This window comes from Variovorax sp. FG153 (assembly GCF_057809595.1).
Window position 1 is genome coordinate 54,572 of the sequence record NZ_JBMDKG010000005.1, and the last position, 20,049, is coordinate 74,620.

Genomic DNA, 20,049 nt, shown 5'->3' on the forward strand with positions numbered 1-20,049 from the left:
GCGACGCCTCAGCTCGCCACCACTCGGCGCGCGGCCGCGGGCGGCAGGAAGCGCCGGTCGAACACCTCGCCGGGCGCGGGCGCGCGCGGCAGCTCGAAGGCGGTGCGCAGCTGCGCGATGGCGCGGCCCATGCGCGCATCGTCGACATCGCCGATGCCGGCCTGCGCGACCGAGGGCGTCAGCATCACGGTGCGCAGCGTGTAGAGCAGGCGCCGCTTCTCGAGCGCGGCATCGAGCAGCGGCTCGCGCTTGGCGAGCGCGGCGATGGCCGCGTCGGGATCGGCGATGGTGTCGAGCACCGCGCGGTGGATCGCACGCACCAGCCCGGCCACGGCCTCGGGCCTGTCGCGCAGCAGCGCGCGCGACACCATCACGCCGTTGCCGTAGAGGTCCACGCCATGGTCGGCATAGTGGAACCAGCGGATGTCGCGGTCGGGGTCGACGCCCTGCGCCACCAGGTTCATGTAGCTGGTGACCGAAAACACGGCCGAGCCGTCGACATGGTCCTTGAGCAGCATCTGCTCCTGCAGGTTGGGCGCCATGCCGGTCCACTGCACCTTGGCCGGGTCGATGCCCGCGCGCGCCGCGATCACCGGGAACATGCGCGCCGCGGCGCCGCCGGCCGGGCTGCCGAGCGTGCGGCCCTCGAGGTCCTTGAGCGTCTTGATCGGTCCCGACGCCTTCACGATCAGCGCGAAGGGCGCGCGGTCGTAGAGCATGTAGACCATCACGGGCGCGTCGGCCGGCCGCGTGGCGGCGTTCTGCACGATGGCGTTCATGTCGCCGAAGGCGGCCTGGTAGGCGCCGTTCATCACCTTGGTGACGGCGGCCGCCGAGCCGTCGCCCTGGTCGATGCTCACGGCCAGCTTCTCGGCCGCGAAGTAGCCGCGGTCCTGCGCGAGGTAGTACCAGGCATGGATGCCCTGCAGCTTCCAGTCGAGCACGAACTTGATCGGCGTGGGTGCCTGCGCGAAGGCACGCGGCGCGCCGAGCGCGGCCGCCAGCGCGGGCAGGGCCGCGAGTGCGCCGCGGCGCGAGAGGGTTTGCAGCATGGCAGCTCCTTGGTCTTGCGTGAAGTTCAGGCGGCCTCGAAGAGCACGTCCTGCGCGCCCTCCCACAGCACCCGCCGGCCGAGTTCGCGCAACTGCTCGCGCCCCTCGACGATGCTCAGGAAGTGGTTGCCCGCGAGCTGGCCCATGCGGCTCGAGAAGCTGCAGGCGCCATAGGCCAGGATGATCTCGGTCTCGCTGTAGCCGCCGGGATAGAACAGGATGTCGCCCACCGAGGGATGGCTGGTGTGGTTCTCGAAGCCCACCCCGAGCTGGAAGTCGCCCAGCGGCACCCAGCAGCCCTCGCCGCTCCAGCGCACGTGGATGAGCTTCTGCCGGTAGGGCAGCAGCTTCGAGAACGCGGCCACGGTGAGCGGCGCGTCGGGATGGGTCTGGGCCACGAAGCGCAGGTCGCCCGCGGTGATGAGGATGCGTGTGGAAGTCATGGGGGGTCGTCCTTGGTTCAGGCCATGGCCATGTCGGTCTTGCGCTGGGCCCAGCCCGTCATGCGCCGTTCGACGAGGGCCGACACCGCATAGAGCAGCACGCCCATCGCCGCGAGCAGGAACAGGCCCGCGAACACCATCGGCACGTCGAAGTTGCCGCTGGCGATCATCATCACGGTGCCGATGCCCTTGTTGGCCGCCACGGTCTCGCTGAGCACCGTGCCCACGAAGGCCAGCGTGATCGCGATCTTGAGCGAGGCGAACAGGTAGGGCAGCGTGCGCGGCAGGCCCACGTTCCAGAGGATGTCGCGCTTGCGCGCGCCGAGCACGCGCAGCACGTCCTCGAGCTCGGGCTCGGTGCTCGCGAGGCCGGTGGCCACGTTGACCACCACCGGGAAGATGCTGATCACCATCGAGGTCAGGATCGCGGGCACCGTGCCGGCCCCGAACCACACCACGAACAGCGGCACCACCGCCACCTTCGGAATGCTCGAGAAGCCCACCAGCAGCGGATAGGTCACGTCGTAGGCCAGCTTCGAGGAGCCGATGGCCACGCCGATCAGCACGCCCGCGGCCACGCCGAGCACGAAGCCCGCGAGCGTGGTGTAGAGCGTCTGCACGGTGTGCGGCCACAGCAGCGGCATCTTCTCGAGCAGCACGTGGGCGATCTGGCTCGGCCGCGGCAGCACCAGGTCGGAGATGCCGCCGGCCAGGCAGGCCAGCTCCCACAGCACGAAGAAGCCGAGCAGCGCGCCGGTCGACAGCAGGCGCTGGCGCAGCACGGGGGAGATCGCGCTCATGCCGCCACCTCCGCGACCAGCGGCTCGGCCGCCACGGCCTCGGGCACCGCGTCGCCGCCGCGGCGCGCCTGCGCGATGCGCATGCGCAGCTGCTGCACCAGCGCCGCGAACTCGGGTGCGTAGCTGCTCTCGAGCGTGCGCGGCCGCGCGAAGCCGACCTCGCGCGTCTCGAGGATGCGGCCCGGCCGCGCGCTCATCACGCAGATGCGGTTGGCCAGGTAGGCCGACTCGCGCAGGTCGTGCGTCACCAGCAGCACCGTGGGCCGGCGCGCGATCCACAGCGACTGCATGATGTCCCACAGCTCCTCGCGCGTGAACTGGTCGAGCGCGCCGAAGGGCTCGTCGAGCAGCAGCAGCTCGGGCTCGTGCACCAGCGCGCGGCACAGCGAGGCGCGCTGCAGCATGCCGCCCGAGAGCTGCCAGGGCCGCTTGTCGCCGAAGCCCTTCAAGCCGACCTGGGCCAGCAGCGCGTCGGCGCGCTCGGCGTACTCGCCGCGCTTCTTGCGCCGGTAGTCCTGGCGAAACGGCTCGACGATCTTCAGCGGGATCATCACGTTCTCGCGGATCGTGAGCCAGGGCAGCATGGTCGGGTTCTGGAACGCGAGGCCGATGCGCAGCCGCGGCGCGGCCGAGGCATGGCTGCCCGCGGGCGTGCGCACGCCGACGGCGCCCACCTCGCGCCCGCCCGCGATCACCGCGCCGGCGCTGGGCCGCAGCAGCCCGGCCACCAGCTTGAGGATGGTCGACTTACCGCAGCCGCTGGGGCCGACCAGCGCGACGAAGTCGCCCTTGTCGATGCCCAGCGTGGTGTGGTCCAGCGCGATGGTGCCGCCGCCGTAGCGCAGCATCACGTCCGACAGTTGAATGAAGGCTCGTTCCATGGTCGCTTTCAGGAAGAAGGAGAGGACGCGTGCGCGTCCTCGACGCGCACGATCGCGGCCACCGGACCGCCGCCCGCGGGCCCCTGGTGCTCCGCGCCGCCCGAGACATAGAGCGCGGTGTGGCCGGCCAGCGAGGCCAGCACGCCGCCGACCACCGCGCGCGCATGGCGCGTGGCATGGATGTCGGAGTCGTTGAGCATGGTGTGGCGCTCGCCGCGCACGCGGCCGTCGGGGCTGGCCTCGGCCTTGGCGAGCAGGTTCACGAGCCGGCGCGAGACGGCCTGCGCGTCGCGCTCGGCATCGAGGCCGAAGGCATCGCGTAGCAGCGCGCGCACGCTGTGGCCGTCGATCGCGTCGCGCATCACGCCATGGGCGATGCGCAGCGCCGAGGCGCTGGCGCGCGCCTCGCCGAGCACGATGACCACGTTGCCCTCGAGCTCGATGCCGGCCGAGGCCGAGGCGCGCGCCGAGTAGGCGCTCCAGTCGGCCATCACGCTGGCGTTGCCGATATCGGCGCGCGCCACCTCGCCGAGCGCCACCGCCACGCCGAGCGCCGAGGCGCCGCGCGAGTAGCCCATCGACTCGTAGCTGTCGTGCGTGACCGGCGCGGCACCGCGCGCGAGCGCGGCCGCCACCTTGGCCGAGGTCAAGAGCGGGCACTTGACCTGCACGAAGTGCACGTCGTGCGTGCCGTCGATGCCCGCGTCGCGCATCGCCGCGGCCACGGCCTCGGCGGTGGCGTCGATCTGCGCGGCGCGGCCCATCTCCTCGGGCAGGAAGTCGCGCGTGTGCGCCACGCCGACCACCAGCCGCTTCTCGCCATGCGTGGGCACGGCCTCGTCGCGCCAGCGCCGCGCGAACACGGTGAAGTGCGGCGAGAGCACGCCCTCGGTGCCGCCCGACATCACGAGCGCCACCTGGCGGTGCACGGCCTCGGGCGTGCAGCCGAGCGCGCCCGCGAGCAGCTGGCACCAGGCCGCGGAGGCGTACTCGCGCGTGAAGTCGTTGACGCAACCGTTGCCCTCGGTCTTGCCCATCACCGCGACGATCTCGGACGGCACGAGCTCGCCCGCGTCGATCAGCGCCCGCGCGCCGCGCAGGTCGCCGGGCCCGCTGCACGGGATGCGCCAGACGCGCACTTCCTGGATGCGGCCGCCGCTCATGCCGCGTTCCAGTCGATCTCGCCGACCGGCACCGCATTCACGGGCACGCCCGGCGGCGTCTCGAGGATCGCGCTGCTGTAGTGCTCGGTGTTGCGCGGCTTGGCCACCGGCATGCGCTGCACGCCCTTCACCGAGCGGCCCCAGCCCGCGGCCTCGGCCACCAGCCGGCCGTCGCGCATCACGAAGCGCCCGCGCAGCAGGGTGTGCAGCGGATAGCCGCGCACCGCGCGGCCGTTCCACGGCGAGATCTTGCTGATGCTCTGCAGCTTGTTCTGCGACAGCACGCCCGCGCGGTTCATGTCGACGAAGGCGATGTCGGCATGCGCGCCCGGCGCGATCACGCCCTTGGTGCCGTACAGGCCCCAGGCCTTGGCCGGGTTGACCGAGCTCCAGCGCACGTAGTCCATCAGCGAGGCTCGGCTGCGGTTGACCTCGGTCAGCATCAGCGGCATCTGCGTCTCCACGCCCGGGAAGCCGCAGTCGCAGTCCCAGATGCTTTCGCGCGTCTTCTCCTCGGGCGCGTGCGGCGCGTGGTCGGTGGCGATCATGTCGAGCGTGCCGTCGAGCAGCGCGTCCCACAGCGGCTGGTTGTGGCGCGGCTCGCGGATCGGCGGGTTCAGCCGCATCACGCCACCGAGCGTGCGCATGTGGTCGGTGTTGAGCAGCAGGTACTGCGGGCAGGTCTCGGCCGTCACGTCGACGCCACGTGCGCGCGCCGCGCGCAGCAGGTAGAGCGAATCGGCCGCGCTGTGGTGCGCGATGTGCACGCGCGCGCCGGTCCATTCGGCCAGGGTGAGCACGCGGCCGATGGCCTCGATCTCGGCCACCGCGGGCCGCGCCGCCAGGTGCGCCATCGCGTCGATGCGCCCGGCCGCCTGCATCTTCTTCTGGCGCCGGAACAGGATCGAGGAGTTCTCGGCATGCACCACGGTGCGGATGCCCAGCGGCGCGAGCTTCTCGAAGCCCTCGAGCAGCGCGCCGTCGGTGGGCGCGGGCAGGTTGCCGAAGGTGTTGCCGACGAAGGCCTTGAAGCTGGTCACGCCGGCGTCGAGCAGTTCCTCGAGCCGCTCGACGGTGTCGTCGCCGAGCAGGCCGTGGATTCCGAAGTCCACGTACGAGGACTCGGCCGCCTTCTGCTTGAGGCGCAGCGCCTCGACGGTGCCGGTCGGCGGGTTGGTGTTGGGCATCTCGAACACGGTGGTCACGCCGCCGAGCGCGGCGGCCGCCGAGCCGGTCTTCCAGGTCTCCTTGTTCGGATAGCCGGGATCGCGGAAATGCACGTGGCTGTCGATGGCGCCCGGCAGCAGGTGCAGGCCGTCGGCGCGCATCTCCTCGCGCGCGCTCGGCATGGTGTCGTCGTGGCCGACGGCCACGATGCGCTCGCCGGCGATCGCGACGGCGGCTTCGAAGATGCGGTCCGGCGACACCACCTGGGCGCCGCGGATGACGAGGTCGACTTCCTTCATGCTTCGTTCCCTCGCGTTCAGAGCATGGCCCAGCCGCCATCGACCGGCAGGTCGACGCCGGTGATCTGGCGCGAGACGTCGCTGGCCATGAACAGGCAGGCGTTGGCCACGTCGGCGTCGGTGGAGACGCGGCGCAGCGCGTAGTCGGCCGCATGGCGCGTCATCGCCTCCTCGAGCGTGATGCCCAGCTTCTCGGCCATGTTGGCGCACACCTTCTCGCGAAAGCGCGGCCCGTCGACCATGCCCGGCGCGACGCAGTTGACGTTGATGCCGTGCGGGCCGGCCTCGAGCGCGAAGCTCTTGGTGATGCCGCGCAGCCCCCACTTCGAGGCCGAGTAGGCGAGCCGGCCGGCGCGCCCGCGCATGCCGAAGGTGCCGCCGACGTTGACCACCTTGCCGCTCTTGCGCTCGATCATCGAGGGCAGCACCGCGTGCATGGTGTTGAAGCAGCCCGTCATGTTGAGCTGCACGATCTCGTCGAACTCCTCGCTCGTGGTCTCCCAACCGGTCTTGCCGATCGGGCCCGAGCCGCCGGCCACGTTGACCAGGATGTCGATGCGGCCGAAGGCCTCGAGCGCATGCGCGGCCAGCGCCTCGGTCTGGGCGCTCTGCGTGAGGTCGCAGGGCACCACGATGGCGGCCACGCCGAGCGCGCGGGCCTCGGTGGCCACGGGCTCGATGGCGGCGGTGTCGCGGCCGGCCAGCACCAGCTTCGCGCCTTCGCGCGCGAAGGCCAGCGTCACGGCGCGGCCCATGCCCTTGGCGGGGCCGGTGATGAGCGCCACCTTGTCCTTGAGTTGCAGGTCCATGTTCGTGTCTTTCTCTGTTCGTGTCGTCGTGGCGGGGTTCAGGGCTGGCGGTCCAGGCTCGAGGGCCGCTCGGCGCGCGCGGGCAGGAAGCCGCGGTCGAAGACCTCGGCCACCGTGGGCTTGCGCGGCAGCTTGTTGGCATCGGCCACGATCTCGATCGCGCGCTGCATGCGCGCCTCGTCGATGTCGCCCAGGCCGATGCGCGCGATCTCGGGATGGCTCATGTCGTTGCGCAGGGTGGCGAGCAGCTTCTCCTTCTCGACCTCGCGCTTGAGCAGCGGCTCGCGCTTCATCACCGCGGCCACGCCGGCATCGGGATCGGCGATCACGTCCTTGATCGCGCGGTTGAGCGCCTTCACGAAGCCCTGCACCGCCTTCGGGTTGTCCTTCACGAAGGCGCGCGAGAAGAACACGGCGTTCGAATAGAGGTCCATGCCGTGGTCGCCGTAGCGGATGAAGCGCAGGTCCTTCGCGGGATCGAGGCCCATGGCCTTGGCGCTGAAGCTCACGGTGGTCACGTAGCCGAAGGCGGCGTCGATCTGGCCGCGGCTCAACATCTGCTCGCGCAGGTTCGGCGCCATGTTGGTGATGTTGACCTTGGCGGGGTCGACGTTCGCGATCTTCGCGAAGGCCGGGAACAGCTTGAGCGCGCCGTCGTTGGCCGGGCCGCCGATGGTCTTGCCCTCGAGGTCCTTGGGCGTGCGGATCGGGCTGTCCTGCTTCACCACCAGCGTGAAGGGCGGCGTGTTGTAGAGCATGTAGACCGCCACCGGCGCATCGGCCGGGCGCTTGGAGGCCAGGTCGATCAGCGCGTTGACGTCGCCGAAGCCGGCCTGGTAAGCGCCCGCGGCCACCTTCGGGATCGAGGCGGCCGAGCCCTCGCCCTGGTCGATCTCGACATCGAGGCCCTCGGCCTTGAAGTAGCCCTTGTCCTGCGCGGTGAAGAACCAGGCTTGCGCGCCTTCGTACTTCCAGTTGAGGACCATCTTGACCGAGGTCTGGGCGGCGGCGCCGGTGGCGGCCAGCGCGAGCGCGCAGGCCGAGAGCAGCGCGGGCATGGAGAGGCGGAAGAGGGACATGTCAGGACTCCTGGTGGGGCGGGGTGGATGCGGTGCGGCGCGAACGCTTCGGCAGCGAGGCCATGAGCGCTTCGGCCGTGGCGACGAAGCCGTGCAGCTGCTGCACGATGAAATGGATGCCGCGCGTGACGTAGGCCGGCGACGGCGTGTTGCAGGCGTCCTTCAAGAGCACGCAGTCGTAGCCGAGGAAGGCCGCGTCCTGCAGCGTGGAGAACACGCAGCGGTCGGTGTTGATGCCAGCGAACAGCAAGGTGGTGATGCCCTGCTGGCGCAGCAGGCTGTCGAACTCGTTGTCCCAGAAGCCGCTCAGGCGGTGCTTGTGCACGGTGATGTCGGAGGCGGCGACCTCGAGCTCGTCGACCACGCGCGCGCCCCATTCGCCGCGCACCAGCGAGGGGCCGTGGTCGATCGGCGAACGCTCGGCATAGCCCACGCCATCGGCGCTGCGCTTGCCCTTGAAGTGGATGGTGGGGCTGAGGTTGCGCGCATCGGCGCGGATGCCCCAGTTGAGCCACACCACCGCGCCGCCGGCCGCGCGCCAGGCGGGCAACAGGCGCGCGATGACGGGAATGGGCTTGCGCGCGGCCTTGGTGCCCAGGCCCTTCTGCGCGAACCAGCCTTCGGGGTGGCAGAAGTCGTTCTGCATGTCGACCACCACGAGCGCGCTGCGCGCGAGGTCGAACTGCACCGGCTGCGGCTGTGCATCGATGCGCACCGGAACGGGTCGCCTTGGTGCACGTACCAGGCTCACGCCCTGCGCGTCGAGCGTCCAGGCGTTGTGCGCGGCGGGGCCGAAGCGTGCCGGCTGTTCGTCTTTGGTGCGTGGGGGCGGCGATGGGCGTTTCATGCCCGATCACTACGCAGTCACCGTGCCAGAAGGTGCTCCGAATCCATACCGTTTCGCGGACCCTGCGTTGCCGCAACGGCAACGCACCTCCTGTGCCGCCATTGGCCCGGATCGTGCAACCGGTCGCGGCCACATCCCTCAGCCAACGATCCGCCATGAACCACCTGCGCTTCCTGCGCTATGCCGACGAGGTCGCCCGCGCGGGCTCGATCCGCCAGGCCGCCGAACGGCTGCATGTCGCGCCCTCGGCCGTGAACCGCCGCATCCAGGACATCGAGGAGGAGCTCGGCACGCCGATCTTCGAGCGGCTGCCGCGCGGCATGCGGCTGACCACCGCGGGCGAGCTGTTCATGCGCTACGTGCGCGGGCGCGCGGCCGACCTCGAGCGCGTGCGCTCCGAGATCGAGGAGCTCAAGGGGCTGCGCCGCGGCACGGTGCGGGTGGTGGCGAGCCAGGCGCTGGCGCCGCGCTTCCTGCCCGCGGCGATCCACGACTTCCGCCGGAGCCATCCGCTGGTGGCCTTCGAGGTGCGCATCGGCGACCACGTGCAGGCGGCCGAGGCGCTGCGCAGCTTCGGCACCGACCTCGCGCTGGTGTTCAACCTCGCGCCCGAGAGCGACATCGAGCGCCTGACCTCGGTCGAGCAGCGGCTGATGGCGCTGATGCATGCGCGTCATCCGCTGGCCATCGCCACCGGCACGGCCACCGGCGTGCGGCTGCGCGACTGCGCCGAGTACCCGGTGGTGCTGCCCAACCGCGACACCGGCGGGCGCCAGCTGATCGAGCGCTTCCTCGCGCGCAGCTCGATACGCATCGACGCGATGGTGGAGAGCAACAGTTTCGAGTTCCTGCGCGGCTGCGTCTACGACCGCCGCTCGATCTCGTTCCAGATGGCGATCGGCGCCCTGCCCGACGACCGCGAGGTGGTGGTGCGCGAGATCGAGGACCGCGGCTTTCCGCGCGGCGAGCTGGTGCTCGCGAACCTGCGCGGGCGGCAACTGCCGGTGATCGCCTATGCGTTCGCGGAGTTCCTGGGCAAGCGGCTGGCGGCGCTCGACTGACTCAGTGCGAGAGCGCCGGCAGCGCTTTCCTCAGCGTCTCGCTGAACGCCCGCAGCGCCTCGGTCTCGTGCACCCCGCGCCTGGTCACGCGGAAGAAGTCCATGCCCACGCGCGGCTTCACGAGCACGTCGGTCCGCACGCGGTGGCGGCGGCAGGCCGCGAGCGCGAAGGTGGGCATCACGGCGGTGCCGAAGCCGGCCTCGACCATCGAGATCAGCGTGCCGAAGAAATTGAAGGCGGGCCGCTGCGCGTCGGCCAGGCCCATCTCGCCGAGCTGGCGGTCGATCACCTTCTGGATCGGGTTGCCGGGCGGCAGGCCGATCAGCGCGGCGCCGCGCAGCGCCGACCAAGGCGCGCTGCCGACCGGCTCGCCGTCGGCCGCGGCCTGCGTCACGCGCATCAGCTCGAAGCGGCCCACGGGCGTGCGGTCGAGGCCGGGCGCGGCCCTGAAGAAGAAGCCCAGGCCGAGGTCGGCATCGCCCGCCTCCACCATCGCCTCGACATCGCGCAGGTCGGCATCGAACAGCCGCAGCGCGACCTGCGGGTGCGCCTCGCGAAAGCTCGCGAAGACCCAGGGCAGCAGGTGCGACGACACCAGCGGCGTGGCCGCGATGCGCAGGGTCTGGCGCGCCGCGTCGCCCTCGGCGCCGAGCTCGGCCGCCACGTCGTCGAGGTCGGTCAGCAGCCGCTCCACCACCGGCAGCAGGCGCCGGCCGGCCGGCGTGAGGCTCACCATGCGCGTGGTGCGGTCGAACAGGCGGCAGCCGAGCTGCTTCTCCATCTCGCGGATCAGGATGCTCAGGCCGGCCTGGGTGATGTGCGCCTGCTCGGCCGCGCGCGTGAAGTTGCCGATGCGCGCCACCTGCAGGAAGGCGCGCATCTGGCGCGTGCTCAGGTTCATAAGAATTCATCATAAATCCATATCACATCTAAATTTCCCCTATGGCTCATTTCAGGTCCCAATACGGCCCCCATGAGCACCGCATCCAACGAAGTCATCATCCTGGGCGCCGGCATCGGCGGCCTGACCCTCGCGCTGAGCCTGCACCAGGCCGGCATCGCCTGCCGCGTCTACGAGGCCGTGCCCGAGCTGCGCCCGCTGGGCGTGGGCATCAACCTGCTGCCGCACGCGGTGCGCGAGCTGTCCGAACTGGGCCTGCTCGAGGCGCTCGACCGGGTCGGCGTGCGCACGCAGGAGGCCGTGTTCTTCACCGAGCACGGCCAGCTGGTGTTCCGCGAGCCCGCGGGCCGGCATGCGGGCTACGACTGGCCGCAGTACTCGATCCACCGCGGCGACCTGCAGACCGTGCTGCTCGAGGAGACGCTGAAGCGCCTCGGCCCCGACAGCGTGCGCTGCGGCCACCGCTGCACCGGCGTCGAGCAGGACGACGCGGGCGTGACGGTGCACTTCGCCGACGGCCGCGCGCCGGTGCGCGGCGCGGTGGCGATCGGCTGCGACGGCATCCACTCGGCGCTGCGCAAGCAGCTCTATCCCAACGAAGGCGCGCCGCGCTACTCGGGCATCAACATGTGGCGCGGCACGGCCGCGTGGCAGCCGTTCCTCACGGGCGGCAGCATGGTGCGCGCGGGCTGGCTCACGGTCGGCAAAATGGTGATCTACCCGATCCGCAACGACATCGACGCGCAGGGCCGCCAGCTCGTGAACTGGGTGGCCGAGATCCACGCGCCGCAGCCCGCGATGCGCGACTGGAGCCGCGCCGGCCGGCTCGCGGACTTCCTGCCCGCCTTCGCCGACTGGCACTTCGACTGGCTCGACGTGCCGGCGCTGATCCAGGCCTCCGACACCATCCTCGAGTACCCGATGGTCGACCAGGACCCGCTGCCGCGCTGGACCCACGGCCGCCTCACGCTCTTGGGCGACGCCGCGCATCCGATGGTGCCGCGCGGCTCCAACGGCGCGGGCCAGGCGATCATCGACGCGCGTTTTCTCGCGGGCGCGATGAAGCGCGAGGGCGTCGGCCAGGCCGCGCTCGAGAGCTACGACCGGGTGCGCGTGAAGGCCACCACCGAGGTGGTGCTGACCAACCGCAGCAATCCGCCCGACACCATCCTGCGCGAGGTGTTCGAGCGCTCGGGCGGCAAGCGCTTCGACAGGCTCGACGAGATCGTGACGCAGCAGGAGCTGCAGGCGATCTCGGACCACTACAAGCGCGTGGCCGGCTACGACCCGGCCGCGCTCAAGCAGCGCGCCCCGTACCTTTGACCCCATCCCCCCAAGAACATGCACCCGGAGACACCATGCGCCTTCTGACCAAGACCCTCGCCACCCTGCTCGCCGCCGCCAGCGCCATGGCCGCCCATGCCTGGCCCGACCAGGCCGTGACGCTGGTCGTGCCCTACACGCCCGGCACCGGCATCGACCTGATCGCACGCCAGCTCTCGGCACGGCTGCCCGCGGCGCTGGGCCAGCCGGTGGTGGTGGAGAACGTGGCCGGCGCCAGCGGCAACATCGGCAGCGAGAAGGTGGCGCGCGCCAAGCCCGACGGCTACACGCTGATGGTGCAGGTCAACACGCTGGTGATGAACAAGAGCCTCTACAAGACGCTGGCCTACGACCCGGTGGCGGACTTCACGCCGGTGACGCTGACCTCCTGGGGCACGCTGCTGCTGGTGACCAACCCGAACACGCAGAAGGCCGGCACGCTCGCGCAGCTCGTGGCCGCGGCCAAGTCGCATCCGGGCCAGCTGACCTACGCCACGCCCGGCGTCGGCACGCCGCACCACCTGTCGATGGCGCTCTTGATGCAGGGCACCGGCACCGAGCTGCTGCACGTGCCCTACAAGGGCACCGCGGGCGCCGTCACCGACCTGCTCGGCGGGCGCATCGACGCGATGTTCCTGCCGGTGCACGTGGCGCTGCAGCACATCCAGGCCGGCAAGCTCAAGGCGCTCGCCACCGGCAGCAGCCACCGCCTGCCGCAACTGCCCGACGTGCCCACCCTGGCCGAGGCCGGCGTGACCGCCGACAACGTCGACATGTGGTACGGCGTGCTCGCCCCCAAGGGCACGCCGGCCGACGTGGTGGCGCGGCTCAACAAGGAGATCGCCGCGGTGCTGAAGTCGCCCGAGGTCGCCAAGTCCTTCGAGGCGCAGGGCATGGTGCCCGCGAGCTCGACGCCGGCGGAGTTCGGCACGCTGATCCAGAAGGATGCGCAGCGCTGGGCGGCGGTGGTGAAGAAGGGGAACATCACGGCGGATTGAGCCGGCGTCTTTCTCCCTCCCCCGCTGGGGGAGGGCCGGGGTGGGGGCATGCGGCGGTGGACAGGGTCGCGGCCTCATCGACCGCCCGGTGCCCCCATCCCGACCTTCCCCCAGCGGGGGAAGGGGCAAATGCCTTCAACGCGGCGCGCGCCCCGCGTGCCGCGCCAGATGCACCTGGTGCAGCGTGATCTTGCGCACCTCGGCCTGGCTGGTCTCGATGTGGGCACGCAGCAGCATCGCGGCCTGGTCGCCGCGGTTGGCGCGCACGGCCTTGAGGATCTTGGCGTGCTCGTCGTAGGTGGCGTCGATGCGCGGCTGCTGCGTGAAGTCGAGGCGGCGGATGATGCGGATGCGGTCGGTGACGTCGCGATGCACGCGCGCCATCTCGGCATTGCCCGCGGCCGCGACCAGCGAGCAGTGGAAGGTCTCGTCCCAGGCCGCGACCTGCGCCATGTCGGTGCTGCGCTGCGCGGCGGGCACCAGCCAGATGGCCGCGAGCTCGTCGAGCAGGCTGCGGTCGACGCGGCGGTCGGCCTCGCACAGGCGGTGCACGGCCGAGGTCTCGAGGATCATGCGCAGGTCGTAGAGCTGCTCGAACTGCTCGAAGTCGAAGGGCAGCACGCGCCAGCCGCTGCGGAACAGCACCTCGACGAAGCCCTCCTGCTGCAGCCGGAACAGCGCCTGGCGCACCGGCGTGCGCGAGACGCCGAGGCGGTCGCTGATCTCGTTCTCGGTGAAGCGGTCGCCCGGCACGAGGATGAACTCGGCCACGTCGCGCTTGAGCTGCGCATAGACCTCGTCGGCGCGCGTGCGGAACACGACCGCGTCGGCGGCCACGGGGGTGGACGCGGGGGCGGTGGGTTCGGCGGCTTCGGTGCCGTGGCGGGGACGGGCGATGGTCGACACGGGGCGAATGGTAGTCGCTGCGGCGCGCTTCATGCGCCGCCGAGCGCTTCGATGAGCTGGCCGCCGGTCGCGGTCCAGCCGACGATGCCGCCCTGGGCGCGCACCATCTCGACGGTGGCGGTCTTGAAGGCCGGGAAGTAGCTCTCGGTGCAGTCCTCGAGCAGCAGGCCGTCGTAGCCGCGGTCGTTGGCCTCGCGCATGCTGGTCTGCACGCAGACCTCGGTGGTGACGCCGCCGAACAGCAGGTGGGTGATGCCGCGTGCACGCAGCAACTCGTGCAGCTCGGTGGCATAGAAGGCGCCCTTGCCGGGCTTGTCGATCACGATCTCGCCGGCCACGGGCGCGAGCGCCTCGATGATCTGGTTGCCGGGCTCGCCGGCCACGAGGATGCGGCCCATCGGTCCCTCGTCGCCGATGCGCAGTGTGGGATTGCCGCGGTTGCGCTTGGCCGGTGGACAGTCCGAGAGATCGGCCCGGTGCGCCTCGCGCGTGTGGACGACGAGGCCGCCGGCCGCGCGCCACGCGGCGAGCACGCGCTGCGTGGCCGGCACGATGGCCTCGAGCAGCGAGACATCGTTGCCCAGGGTTTCGCCGAAGCCGCCGGGCTCGATGAAGTCGCGCTGCATGTCGATCAGCACGAGCGCGGTGGACTTCGGATCGAAGTCGTAAGGGAAAGGCAAGGCCTGTGCGATCTGCATGTTCGATGTCCTTCTAGTGGCCGCCGCCCATGTGCGCGCCGATCACGTGCCGCTCGGCGCCCGCGGCGGCGGTCTCGTGGACCACGCGGCCCTCGCTCATGACGACGATGCGGTCCGACAGCTCGAGCAGCTCGTCGAGGTCCTCGCTGACCAGCAGCACCGCCCCCCCCTTCTCGCGCACCTGCACGATGCGCTCGTGAATCTCGGCCACGGCCGCGAAGTCGAGGCCGAACACGGGGTTGGCCGCGATCAGCACGTTGATGTCGCCCGCGAGTTCGCGCGCGAGCACGGCGCGCTGCACGTTGCCGCCCGAGAGGCTGCGGATGGGCGCGCCTTCGCCTTGGGTCTTCACGCCGTACTCGGCGATCCATTCGCGTGCCCGTGCGCGCCAGCGCGAGAAGCGCAGCAGGCCGCCGGCCGCGAGCGGCGCCCGGTCGAAGTCGCGCAGCGCCATGTTCTCGGCCACGCTCAGGTCGCCCACGCAGGCATTGCGCAGCGGCTCCTCGGGCAGGCTGCGCACCCTGAGTTCGCGGTTCTCGGCGCGGCTTGCGCGGTAGGGCGCGCCCATCACGCGCACCCGGCCCGCGAGGCGCGGGCGCTGGCCCACCAGCGCCTCGACCAGTTCGCGCTGGCCGTTGCCCGAGACACCCGCCACGCCGAGGATCTCGCCCGCGCGCACCGACAGGCTCAGGTCGTGCAGCGCGAGCGTGCCACGGTCGCCGAGCGCACGCAGGCCCTCGACCTCGAGCGCGACGGGCGCATCGGCGGCCGGCGCGCGGCGCGTGGAGGCTGCTGCCTGCGCCGGGGCCGCGGCGGTCTGCTGCGCGCCCATCATGGTCGCGGCGAGCAGCGCCGGGCTGGTGTCGGCCACGCGGCCATGGTGCACGGCCTTGCCGCGCCGCAGCACCGTCACGCCGTCGGCATAGGCCATGACCTCGCGAAACTTGTGCGTGATGATCAGCACGGTGCACAGCCCGCTGCGCGCGAACTCGCGCACATGGCCCAGCACCTCGTCGGCCTCCTGCGGCGTGAGCACCGAGGTCGGCTCGTCGAGGATCAAGAGGCGCGGCTTCAGATAGAGCTGCTTGAGCAGCTCGAGCTTCTGCTTCTCGCCCGCGGCCAGTTCGGACGGCCGCGCATCGAGGTCGAGGCGGAACGGCGTGGTGGCCAGGAAGGCCTCGAGCTCGGCGCGCTTGGCCTTCCAGTCGATCACCGCGGGCGTGCGGCCGCCGGCCAGCAGCAGGTTCTCGGCCACGGTCATGCCCGGCGCCAGCGTGAAGTGCTGGTAGACCATGCCGATGCCGAGCGCGCGCGCGACGATCGGGTTGGCGATGTCCTGCTCGCGGCCGTCGATCAGGATGCTGCCCTCCTCCGCGCGCTGGAAGCCGGCCACGCATTTCACCAGCGTGCTCTTGCCCGCGCCGTTCTCGCCGAGCAGCGCATGCACGCTGCCGGGTTCGACGCGCAGCGTCACGCTGTCCATCGCGGTGAAGGCGCCGAAGCGCTTGGTGAGGCGGTAGGTGTCGAGCGCGAGCGCGCCGGTGCCTGGGGGGAGGCCGCCGATGGCGTGAGGGGATGTTGTGCTCATATCCGGACTCCAAGGGGTCGTTCGGGGCGCGGCCGGTACGACCACAGCGCCCCTCGATCACGTCGCTGGGGTGCCTTGCGCAGCGAAATCAAGGAGGAGGCCGAAGGCCGGGGGACATTCGCGGAGCAAGGCACCCCAGTGGCGTGATCGCGCCCCGGCCGTCGAAAGCCAGTCCCCGTGACACGAACCGAATGACCCGCGCTCATAAAGCCGCCAGCAAAGCCTGCGACGAAGCATGCGCCCCGAACACCCCGCCCTGCATCGTGATCATCTTGAGCGCCGCGAGATGGTTGCCGTGGTCGGTCGCCGCCGTGCAGTCCGACAGCAGCAGGCATTCGAAACCGCGGTCGTTGGCATCGCGCATGGTGGTGTGCACGCAGACGTCGGTGGTGATGCCCGCGAGGATCAGGTTCTCGATGCCGCGCGTGCGCAGGATCAGCTCGAGGTCGGTGGCATAGAACGAGCCCTTGCCGGGCTTGTCGATCACGGTCTCGCCGGGCAGCGGCGCGAGCTCGGGGATGATTTCCCAGCCCGGCTCGCCGCGCACCAGGATGCGCCCGCAGGGACCGTCGTCGCCGATGCCCACGCCGTGGGCGCCGATCTGGCGCGAGCGCCAGCGCTTGTTGGCCGGCAGGTCGGCGAGATCGGGCCGGTGGCCCTCGCGCGTGTGGATCACGTGATAGCCCAGCGGCCGCAGCGCCGCGAGCGTGCGCGCGATCGGCTGGATCGGCGCCTGCACCAGCGACAGGTCGTAGCCCATCACGTCGACATAGCCGCCCTTGCCGCAGAAGTCGGTCTGCATGTCGATCACGATCAGCGCCGTGTTGTCGGGCCGAAGCTGGCCGTTGTAGGGCCAGGCATAGGGTTCGGCCGCGACGTGGCGCTGCACGGCGGCGGTGTAGTTGGTGCTCATTGTCCGGGTCCTGCGTAGCTGCGTTCGGGCGGCGCGAAGCCGCAAGGCGTGCCGTCGGTCACCTTCACCTCGGCGCTCCAGGGCAGTCGGTAGGTGCCCGCGGCCATGTCGCGCATGTAGGTGTAGGGACAGTCCTGCGCCCCGCCCTTCACCGCCACGTAGCCGCGGTGGTAGAGCTGGTAGATGTTGTTCTCCACGCCCCAGCCGGTGCGCGCCTCGCGCACCAGGTCGGGCCGCAGCTCGGCCGTGACGATCTCGTCGACGCGGCCGCCGCCCTCGACCAGCACCGTGCCGTCGAAGTTGCAGAACATGCCCTCGCCCATCGAGTCGAAGCTGCCGTCGCTGCCGCTCAGGCACACGCTGGCCGTGTACGCGAGGTTGCAGAAGGCATTGGCCTGGTTGGTGATCTTCCAGGCATGGCGGATCGGCGCGGTGTAGCCGGCCGTGCGCAGGATGATCTCGGCGCCCTTGTACGCGGCCTCGCGCGCCATCTCGGGGAACATGCCGTCGTGGCAGATGATCAGTGCGAGCTTGCTGCCGTTGGGGCCGTCGCACACCGGCACGCCGAGGTTGCCGGGCTCCCAGGGCTCGACCGGCACCCACGGATGCAGCTTGCGGTAGTAGAGCCGGATCTCGCCCTGGTCGTCGATGATCAGCCCGCTGTTGTAGGGGTTGCCGCGCGGGTTGGCTTCCATGATCGAGAAGCAGCCCCAGATGCGGTGCTCGATGCAGGCCCGCTTGAAGGCCGCGACCTCGGGGCCGTCGAGCGTGCACATGATCTCGGGGTTGGTGTCCATCGAGAGGCCGTGCAGCGCGTACTCGGGGAACACCACCAGGTCCATGGTCGACTGGTTGCGGCGGGCCTTGCCCACCAGCTCGCAGATGCGCGCGGTCTGCGCCGCGAGCTCGGCGCGCGTCTTCACGTTGGGCAGCTGCAGCTGCACCAGGCCGACGACGACGCCGTTGGCCGATTTGTTGAGTCCGCCGAGGCCGCTCATGGGCGATGTCCTTGTGTGATGGGGTTTGGAGTCATGTCGAGGTTCAGTTCCTGGTGGCCGACAGCTCGCCGGGGCTGCCCGCGGCCGCGCTGCCGGGACGGCAGGTCAGCACCAGGATCGCCAGCGTGAGCACGTAGGGCACGGTGTTGAAGAGGTGGTAGCCCCAACCGATGCCGATCGACTGCAGCGCGGGACCGATGGCGCCCGCGCCGCCGAAGAGGAAGGCCGCGCCCACGCAGCGCAGCGGGCTCCAGCGCGCGAAGATCACCAGCGCCACCGCGATCAGGCCCTGGCCGCTCGAGATGCCCTCGTTCCAGCTGCCCGGATAGAACAGCGTGAGCGAGGCGCCGCCGAGCCCCGCGATGAAGCCGCCCGCGGTGGTGGCCGCGATGCGCAGGCCCGACACCGAATAGCCGAGCGCGCGCGTGGCCTGCGCCGAATCGCCGGCCATGCGCACCAAAAGGCCGATGCGCGTGCGCGCGAAGCCCCACCACAGCAGCAGCGCCAGCGCCAGGCCCACCGGCACCAGCGCATTGAGCTGCAGCGCCGAGCGCACCACCGGGTTGTCGCTCCAGAAGCCCAGCGGGATCGCGGGAATCTGCGGCGCCTGCGGCTGGATCAGCGGCTTGCCGAGGTAGAACGCGAGTCCGGTGCCCAGCAGCATCAGCGCGATGCCGGTGGCCACGTCGTTGACGCGGTCGAGCGAACACAACAGGCCGTGCAGCAGCGCGAGCGCCGCGCCCGCCGTCGCGCCGATCAGCACGCCGAGCCAGGCCGAATCGGTGAGGTACGCGCCGCCGAAGGCCGCCATGGCCGACAGCACCAGCACGCCTTCGAGGCCGAGGTTGATGCGGCCCGATTTCTCGGTGAGGCATTCGCCCAGGCTCACGAACAGGAAGGGCGCGCCCACGCGCAGCGCGCCGCCGACGATGCCGGCCACGAGCGCGATCCACTGGTCAGCGGTCATGCAACGGAACTCCTGTCGTAGCTCTTGGCTTCGGGCAGCATGCGGTCGCCGAACTTCTTCCAGTTGACCGTGCGCAGCCCCTCGCTCGCGAGGATCAGCACGAAGGCGATGCCCTGCAGCACCAGCACCGAGGCATCGGGCAGGCCGACGCGCCGCTGCAGCAGGCTGCCCGCGGCGCCGAAGCCGCCGAACAGGATCGCCACCGGCACGATGGCCGCGGGGTTGTGGCGCGCGATGAAGGACACCAGGATGCCCGCGTAGCCGTAGCCCGCGATCAGCGAGGCGTTGGCGTTGGTGTGCACCGCCGCCACCTCGATCGCGCCGGCCACGCCCGCGCAGGCACCGCCGAGGCCGCAGGCGCCGAGGATCAGCCGCGTGGCCGGCAGCCCCACGAGCTGCGCGGTGCGCGGGTTGCCGCCCACCACGCGCACCGAGAAGCCCGAGGGCGTAGCGCGCAGCCAGGCCGCGAGGCCCAGGCAGGCGACGATGCCGACCACCAGGCCCCAGTGCACGTCGGAGCCGCCGATGCCGCCGATCAGCAGGCCGTCGGGCAAGGTGTGGGTCGAGGGCTTGTTGAGGCTCGCGGGATCGCGCAGCGGCCCCTCGACCAGGTGCTTGAAGATGCCGATCGCGATGTAGGCCAGCAGCAGGCTGCTGATGGTCTCGTTGATGCCGCGGTACTGGCGCAGCCAGCCCGCGAGCATGATCCACAGCGCGCCGACCGCCGCGCCCGCGATGCACAGGAGCGTGATGCCGACCACGCCCGAAGGCAACGGCAGCGCATGCGCGAGCGCCGCGCAGGCCAGGCCGCCGAACACCAGCGCGCCCTCGCCGCCGATCACGATCAGCCCGGCGCGCGCGGGCAGCGCCACGCACAGGGCCGTGAGCATCAGCGGCGCCGCGCGCTGCAGCGTGTTCTGCCACGAGAACCAGTCGCCGAAGGCGCCCTTGAACAGCGTGGTCCAGACCTCCACCGGATCGACGCCCGCGAAGGCGACGACCAGGCCGAAGACCAGCAGCGCCGCCGCGATGGCGAAGACCGGGAGGGCGAATTCCTTGAATGCGCTACGCATGACCGCTTTCTCGAAAGGGGGAGAATCGGCCGCCGCCGGGCCGCCCCAAGGCGGGCCGAGCCTCCCCCTCGGGGGGTGGCGAA

20 protein-coding genes are annotated in these 20,049 nt (G+C 71.0%); 3 read left to right on the top strand and 17 right to left on the bottom strand.

What is annotated here, in order from left to right; translation table 11 throughout:
• Positions 1 to 8: 8 nt before the first annotated feature.
• Genes ACODT0_RS08150 through ACODT0_RS08190 form a run of 9 tightly spaced genes read right to left on the bottom strand, consistent with a single transcriptional unit; the run spans position 9 to position 8,540 of the window.
• A complete protein-coding gene (locus ACODT0_RS08150) occupies positions 9 to 1,052 on the bottom strand; it encodes an ABC transporter substrate-binding protein (protein ID WP_489041025.1) in 1,044 nt (347 codons plus the stop codon).
• Positions 1,053 to 1,078: 26 nt separating this feature from the next.
• Entirely contained in the window at positions 1,079 to 1,495 is a 417-nt protein-coding gene (locus tag ACODT0_RS08155; RefSeq protein WP_489041026.1) for a DUF3830 family protein, read from the bottom strand.
• A gap of 17 nt (positions 1,496 to 1,512) precedes the next feature.
• On the bottom strand, positions 1,513 to 2,295 hold the full coding sequence (locus ACODT0_RS08160; protein ID WP_261215336.1) for an ABC transporter permease: 783 nt from the start codon (positions 2,293 to 2,295) through the stop codon (positions 1,513 to 1,515).
• The gene (locus tag ACODT0_RS08165; protein WP_413761769.1) at positions 2,292 to 3,176 is read right to left on the bottom strand and encodes an ABC transporter ATP-binding protein; all 885 of its coding nucleotides are present in this window, start codon (positions 3,174 to 3,176) and stop codon (positions 2,292 to 2,294) included. Before ACODT0_RS08165 ends, ACODT0_RS08160 begins: the two co-directional genes overlap by 4 nt.
• An 8-nt stretch (positions 3,177 to 3,184) precedes the next feature.
• Entirely contained in the window at positions 3,185 to 4,339 is a 1,155-nt protein-coding gene (gene atzD / locus ACODT0_RS08170) for a cyanuric acid amidohydrolase (RefSeq protein ID WP_489041027.1), read from the bottom strand.
• On the bottom strand, positions 4,336 to 5,805 hold the full coding sequence (gene allB, locus ACODT0_RS08175) for an allantoinase AllB (protein WP_489041028.1): 1,470 nt from the start codon (positions 5,803 to 5,805) through the stop codon (positions 4,336 to 4,338). Before allB ends, atzD begins: the two co-directional genes overlap by 4 nt.
• A 17-nt stretch (positions 5,806 to 5,822) precedes the next feature.
• Complete coding sequence (locus ACODT0_RS08180; RefSeq protein ID WP_489041029.1) at positions 5,823 to 6,614, bottom strand: SDR family NAD(P)-dependent oxidoreductase; 792 nt, start codon at positions 6,612 to 6,614, stop codon at positions 5,823 to 5,825.
• A 38-nt stretch (positions 6,615 to 6,652) separates the two neighbouring features.
• Complete coding sequence (locus ACODT0_RS08185) at positions 6,653 to 7,693, bottom strand: ABC transporter substrate-binding protein (protein WP_489041030.1); 1,041 nt, start codon at positions 7,691 to 7,693, stop codon at positions 6,653 to 6,655.
• Between the two features lies 1 nt (position 7,694).
• Positions 7,695 to 8,540 carry a cysteine hydrolase family protein gene (locus tag ACODT0_RS08190; RefSeq protein WP_489041031.1) on the bottom strand — a complete coding sequence of 282 codons (846 nt, stop codon included), beginning with the start codon at positions 8,538 to 8,540 and terminating at the stop codon, positions 7,695 to 7,697.
• Between the two features lie 155 nt (positions 8,541 to 8,695).
• On the opposite strand from ACODT0_RS08190, the gene ACODT0_RS08195 reads away from it, so the two are divergent.
• Positions 8,696 to 9,601, top strand: coding sequence for a LysR family transcriptional regulator (locus ACODT0_RS08195; protein ID WP_413761773.1), 906 nt, complete (start codon positions 8,696 to 8,698; stop codon positions 9,599 to 9,601).
• A gap of 1 nt (position 9,602) precedes the next feature.
• Here ACODT0_RS08195 and ACODT0_RS08200 read toward each other — a convergent pair whose 3' ends face one another.
• A complete protein-coding gene (locus tag ACODT0_RS08200) occupies positions 9,603 to 10,502 on the bottom strand; it encodes a LysR family transcriptional regulator (RefSeq protein ID WP_479671326.1) in 900 nt (299 codons plus the stop codon).
• Between the two features lie 72 nt (positions 10,503 to 10,574).
• On the opposite strand from ACODT0_RS08200, the gene ACODT0_RS08205 reads away from it, so the two are divergent.
• Positions 10,575 to 11,825, top strand: a complete 1,251-nt coding sequence (locus ACODT0_RS08205; RefSeq protein ID WP_489041032.1) for a flavin-dependent oxidoreductase — start codon at positions 10,575 to 10,577, stop codon at positions 11,823 to 11,825.
• A 35-nt stretch (positions 11,826 to 11,860) separates the two neighbouring features.
• The gene (locus ACODT0_RS08210; protein ID WP_261215322.1) at positions 11,861 to 12,823 is read left to right on the top strand and encodes a tripartite tricarboxylate transporter substrate binding protein; all 963 of its coding nucleotides are present in this window, start codon (positions 11,861 to 11,863) and stop codon (positions 12,821 to 12,823) included.
• Positions 12,824 to 12,958: 135 nt separating this feature from the next.
• Here ACODT0_RS08210 and ACODT0_RS08215 read toward each other — a convergent pair whose 3' ends face one another.
• The 7 genes from ACODT0_RS08215 to ACODT0_RS08245 all read right to left on the bottom strand — a co-directional run bounded on the left by ACODT0_RS08215 (position 12,959) and on the right by ACODT0_RS08245 (position 19,966).
• Positions 12,959 to 13,729, bottom strand: a complete 771-nt coding sequence (locus ACODT0_RS08215; protein ID WP_479671324.1) for a GntR family transcriptional regulator — start codon at positions 13,727 to 13,729, stop codon at positions 12,959 to 12,961.
• A 29-nt stretch (positions 13,730 to 13,758) separates the two neighbouring features.
• A complete protein-coding gene (locus ACODT0_RS08220) occupies positions 13,759 to 14,427 on the bottom strand; it encodes a cysteine hydrolase family protein (RefSeq protein WP_489041033.1) in 669 nt (222 codons plus the stop codon).
• A 13-nt stretch (positions 14,428 to 14,440) separates the two neighbouring features.
• Positions 14,441 to 16,015: an ABC transporter ATP-binding protein gene (locus tag ACODT0_RS08225; RefSeq protein ID WP_489041034.1), complete on the bottom strand. Its 1,575-nt coding sequence runs from the start codon at positions 16,013 to 16,015 to the stop codon at positions 14,441 to 14,443.
• A 202-nt stretch (positions 16,016 to 16,217) separates the two neighbouring features.
• The gene (biuH, locus tag ACODT0_RS08230; RefSeq protein ID WP_489041035.1) at positions 16,218 to 16,928 is read right to left on the bottom strand and encodes a biuret amidohydrolase; all 711 of its coding nucleotides are present in this window, start codon (positions 16,926 to 16,928) and stop codon (positions 16,218 to 16,220) included.
• The gene (locus ACODT0_RS08235) at positions 16,925 to 17,926 is read right to left on the bottom strand and encodes a formamidase (RefSeq protein WP_489041036.1); all 1,002 of its coding nucleotides are present in this window, start codon (positions 17,924 to 17,926) and stop codon (positions 16,925 to 16,927) included. Before ACODT0_RS08235 ends, biuH begins: the two co-directional genes overlap by 4 nt.
• Before the next feature lie 43 nt (positions 17,927 to 17,969).
• The gene (locus tag ACODT0_RS08240) at positions 17,970 to 18,893 is read right to left on the bottom strand and encodes an ABC transporter permease (RefSeq protein WP_057592790.1); all 924 of its coding nucleotides are present in this window, start codon (positions 18,891 to 18,893) and stop codon (positions 17,970 to 17,972) included.
• A complete protein-coding gene (locus tag ACODT0_RS08245; protein ID WP_296732960.1) occupies positions 18,890 to 19,966 on the bottom strand; it encodes an ABC transporter permease in 1,077 nt (358 codons plus the stop codon). Before ACODT0_RS08245 ends, ACODT0_RS08240 begins: the two co-directional genes overlap by 4 nt.
• Between the last annotated feature and the right edge of the window lie 83 nt (positions 19,967 to 20,049).

Bases quoted from the DNA above. Each gene is read 5' to 3' on its own strand.
- ACODT0_RS08150 (WP_489041025.1), bottom strand. From the start codon at position 1,052: ATGCTGCAAACCCTCTCGCGCCGCGGCGCACTCGCGGCCCTGCCCGCG.
- ACODT0_RS08155 (WP_489041026.1), bottom strand. From the start codon at position 1,495: ATGACTTCCACACGCATCCTCATCACCGCGGGCGACCTGCGCTTCGTG.
- ACODT0_RS08160 (WP_261215336.1), bottom strand. From the start codon at position 2,295: ATGAGCGCGATCTCCCCCGTGCTGCGCCAGCGCCTGCTGTCGACCGGC.
- ACODT0_RS08165 (WP_413761769.1), bottom strand. From the start codon at position 3,176: ATGGAACGAGCCTTCATTCAACTGTCGGACGTGATGCTGCGCTACGGC.
- atzD (WP_489041027.1), bottom strand. From the start codon at position 4,339: ATGAGCGGCGGCCGCATCCAGGAAGTGCGCGTCTGGCGCATCCCGTGC.
- allB (WP_489041028.1), bottom strand. From the start codon at position 5,805: ATGAAGGAAGTCGACCTCGTCATCCGCGGCGCCCAGGTGGTGTCGCCG.
- ACODT0_RS08180 (WP_489041029.1), bottom strand. From the start codon at position 6,614: ATGGACCTGCAACTCAAGGACAAGGTGGCGCTCATCACCGGCCCCGCC.
- ACODT0_RS08185 (WP_489041030.1), bottom strand. From the start codon at position 7,693: ATGTCCCTCTTCCGCCTCTCCATGCCCGCGCTGCTCTCGGCCTGCGCG.
- ACODT0_RS08190 (WP_489041031.1), bottom strand. From the start codon at position 8,540: ATGAAACGCCCATCGCCGCCCCCACGCACCAAAGACGAACAGCCGGCA.
- ACODT0_RS08195 (WP_413761773.1), top strand. From the start codon at position 8,696: ATGAACCACCTGCGCTTCCTGCGCTATGCCGACGAGGTCGCCCGCGCG.
- ACODT0_RS08200 (WP_479671326.1), bottom strand. From the start codon at position 10,502: ATGAACCTGAGCACGCGCCAGATGCGCGCCTTCCTGCAGGTGGCGCGC.
- ACODT0_RS08205 (WP_489041032.1), top strand. From the start codon at position 10,575: ATGAGCACCGCATCCAACGAAGTCATCATCCTGGGCGCCGGCATCGGC.
- ACODT0_RS08210 (WP_261215322.1), top strand. From the start codon at position 11,861: ATGCGCCTTCTGACCAAGACCCTCGCCACCCTGCTCGCCGCCGCCAGC.
- ACODT0_RS08220 (WP_489041033.1), bottom strand. From the start codon at position 14,427: ATGCAGATCGCACAGGCCTTGCCTTTCCCTTACGACTTCGATCCGAAG.
- ACODT0_RS08225 (WP_489041034.1), bottom strand. From the start codon at position 16,015: ATGAGCACAACATCCCCTCACGCCATCGGCGGCCTCCCCCCAGGCACC.
- biuH (WP_489041035.1), bottom strand. From the start codon at position 16,928: ATGAGCACCAACTACACCGCCGCCGTGCAGCGCCACGTCGCGGCCGAA.
- ACODT0_RS08235 (WP_489041036.1), bottom strand. From the start codon at position 17,926: ATGAGCGGCCTCGGCGGACTCAACAAATCGGCCAACGGCGTCGTCGTC.
- ACODT0_RS08240 (WP_057592790.1), bottom strand. From the start codon at position 18,893: ATGACCGCTGACCAGTGGATCGCGCTCGTGGCCGGCATCGTCGGCGGC.
- ACODT0_RS08245 (WP_296732960.1), bottom strand. From the start codon at position 19,966: ATGCGTAGCGCATTCAAGGAATTCGCCCTCCCGGTCTTCGCCATCGCG.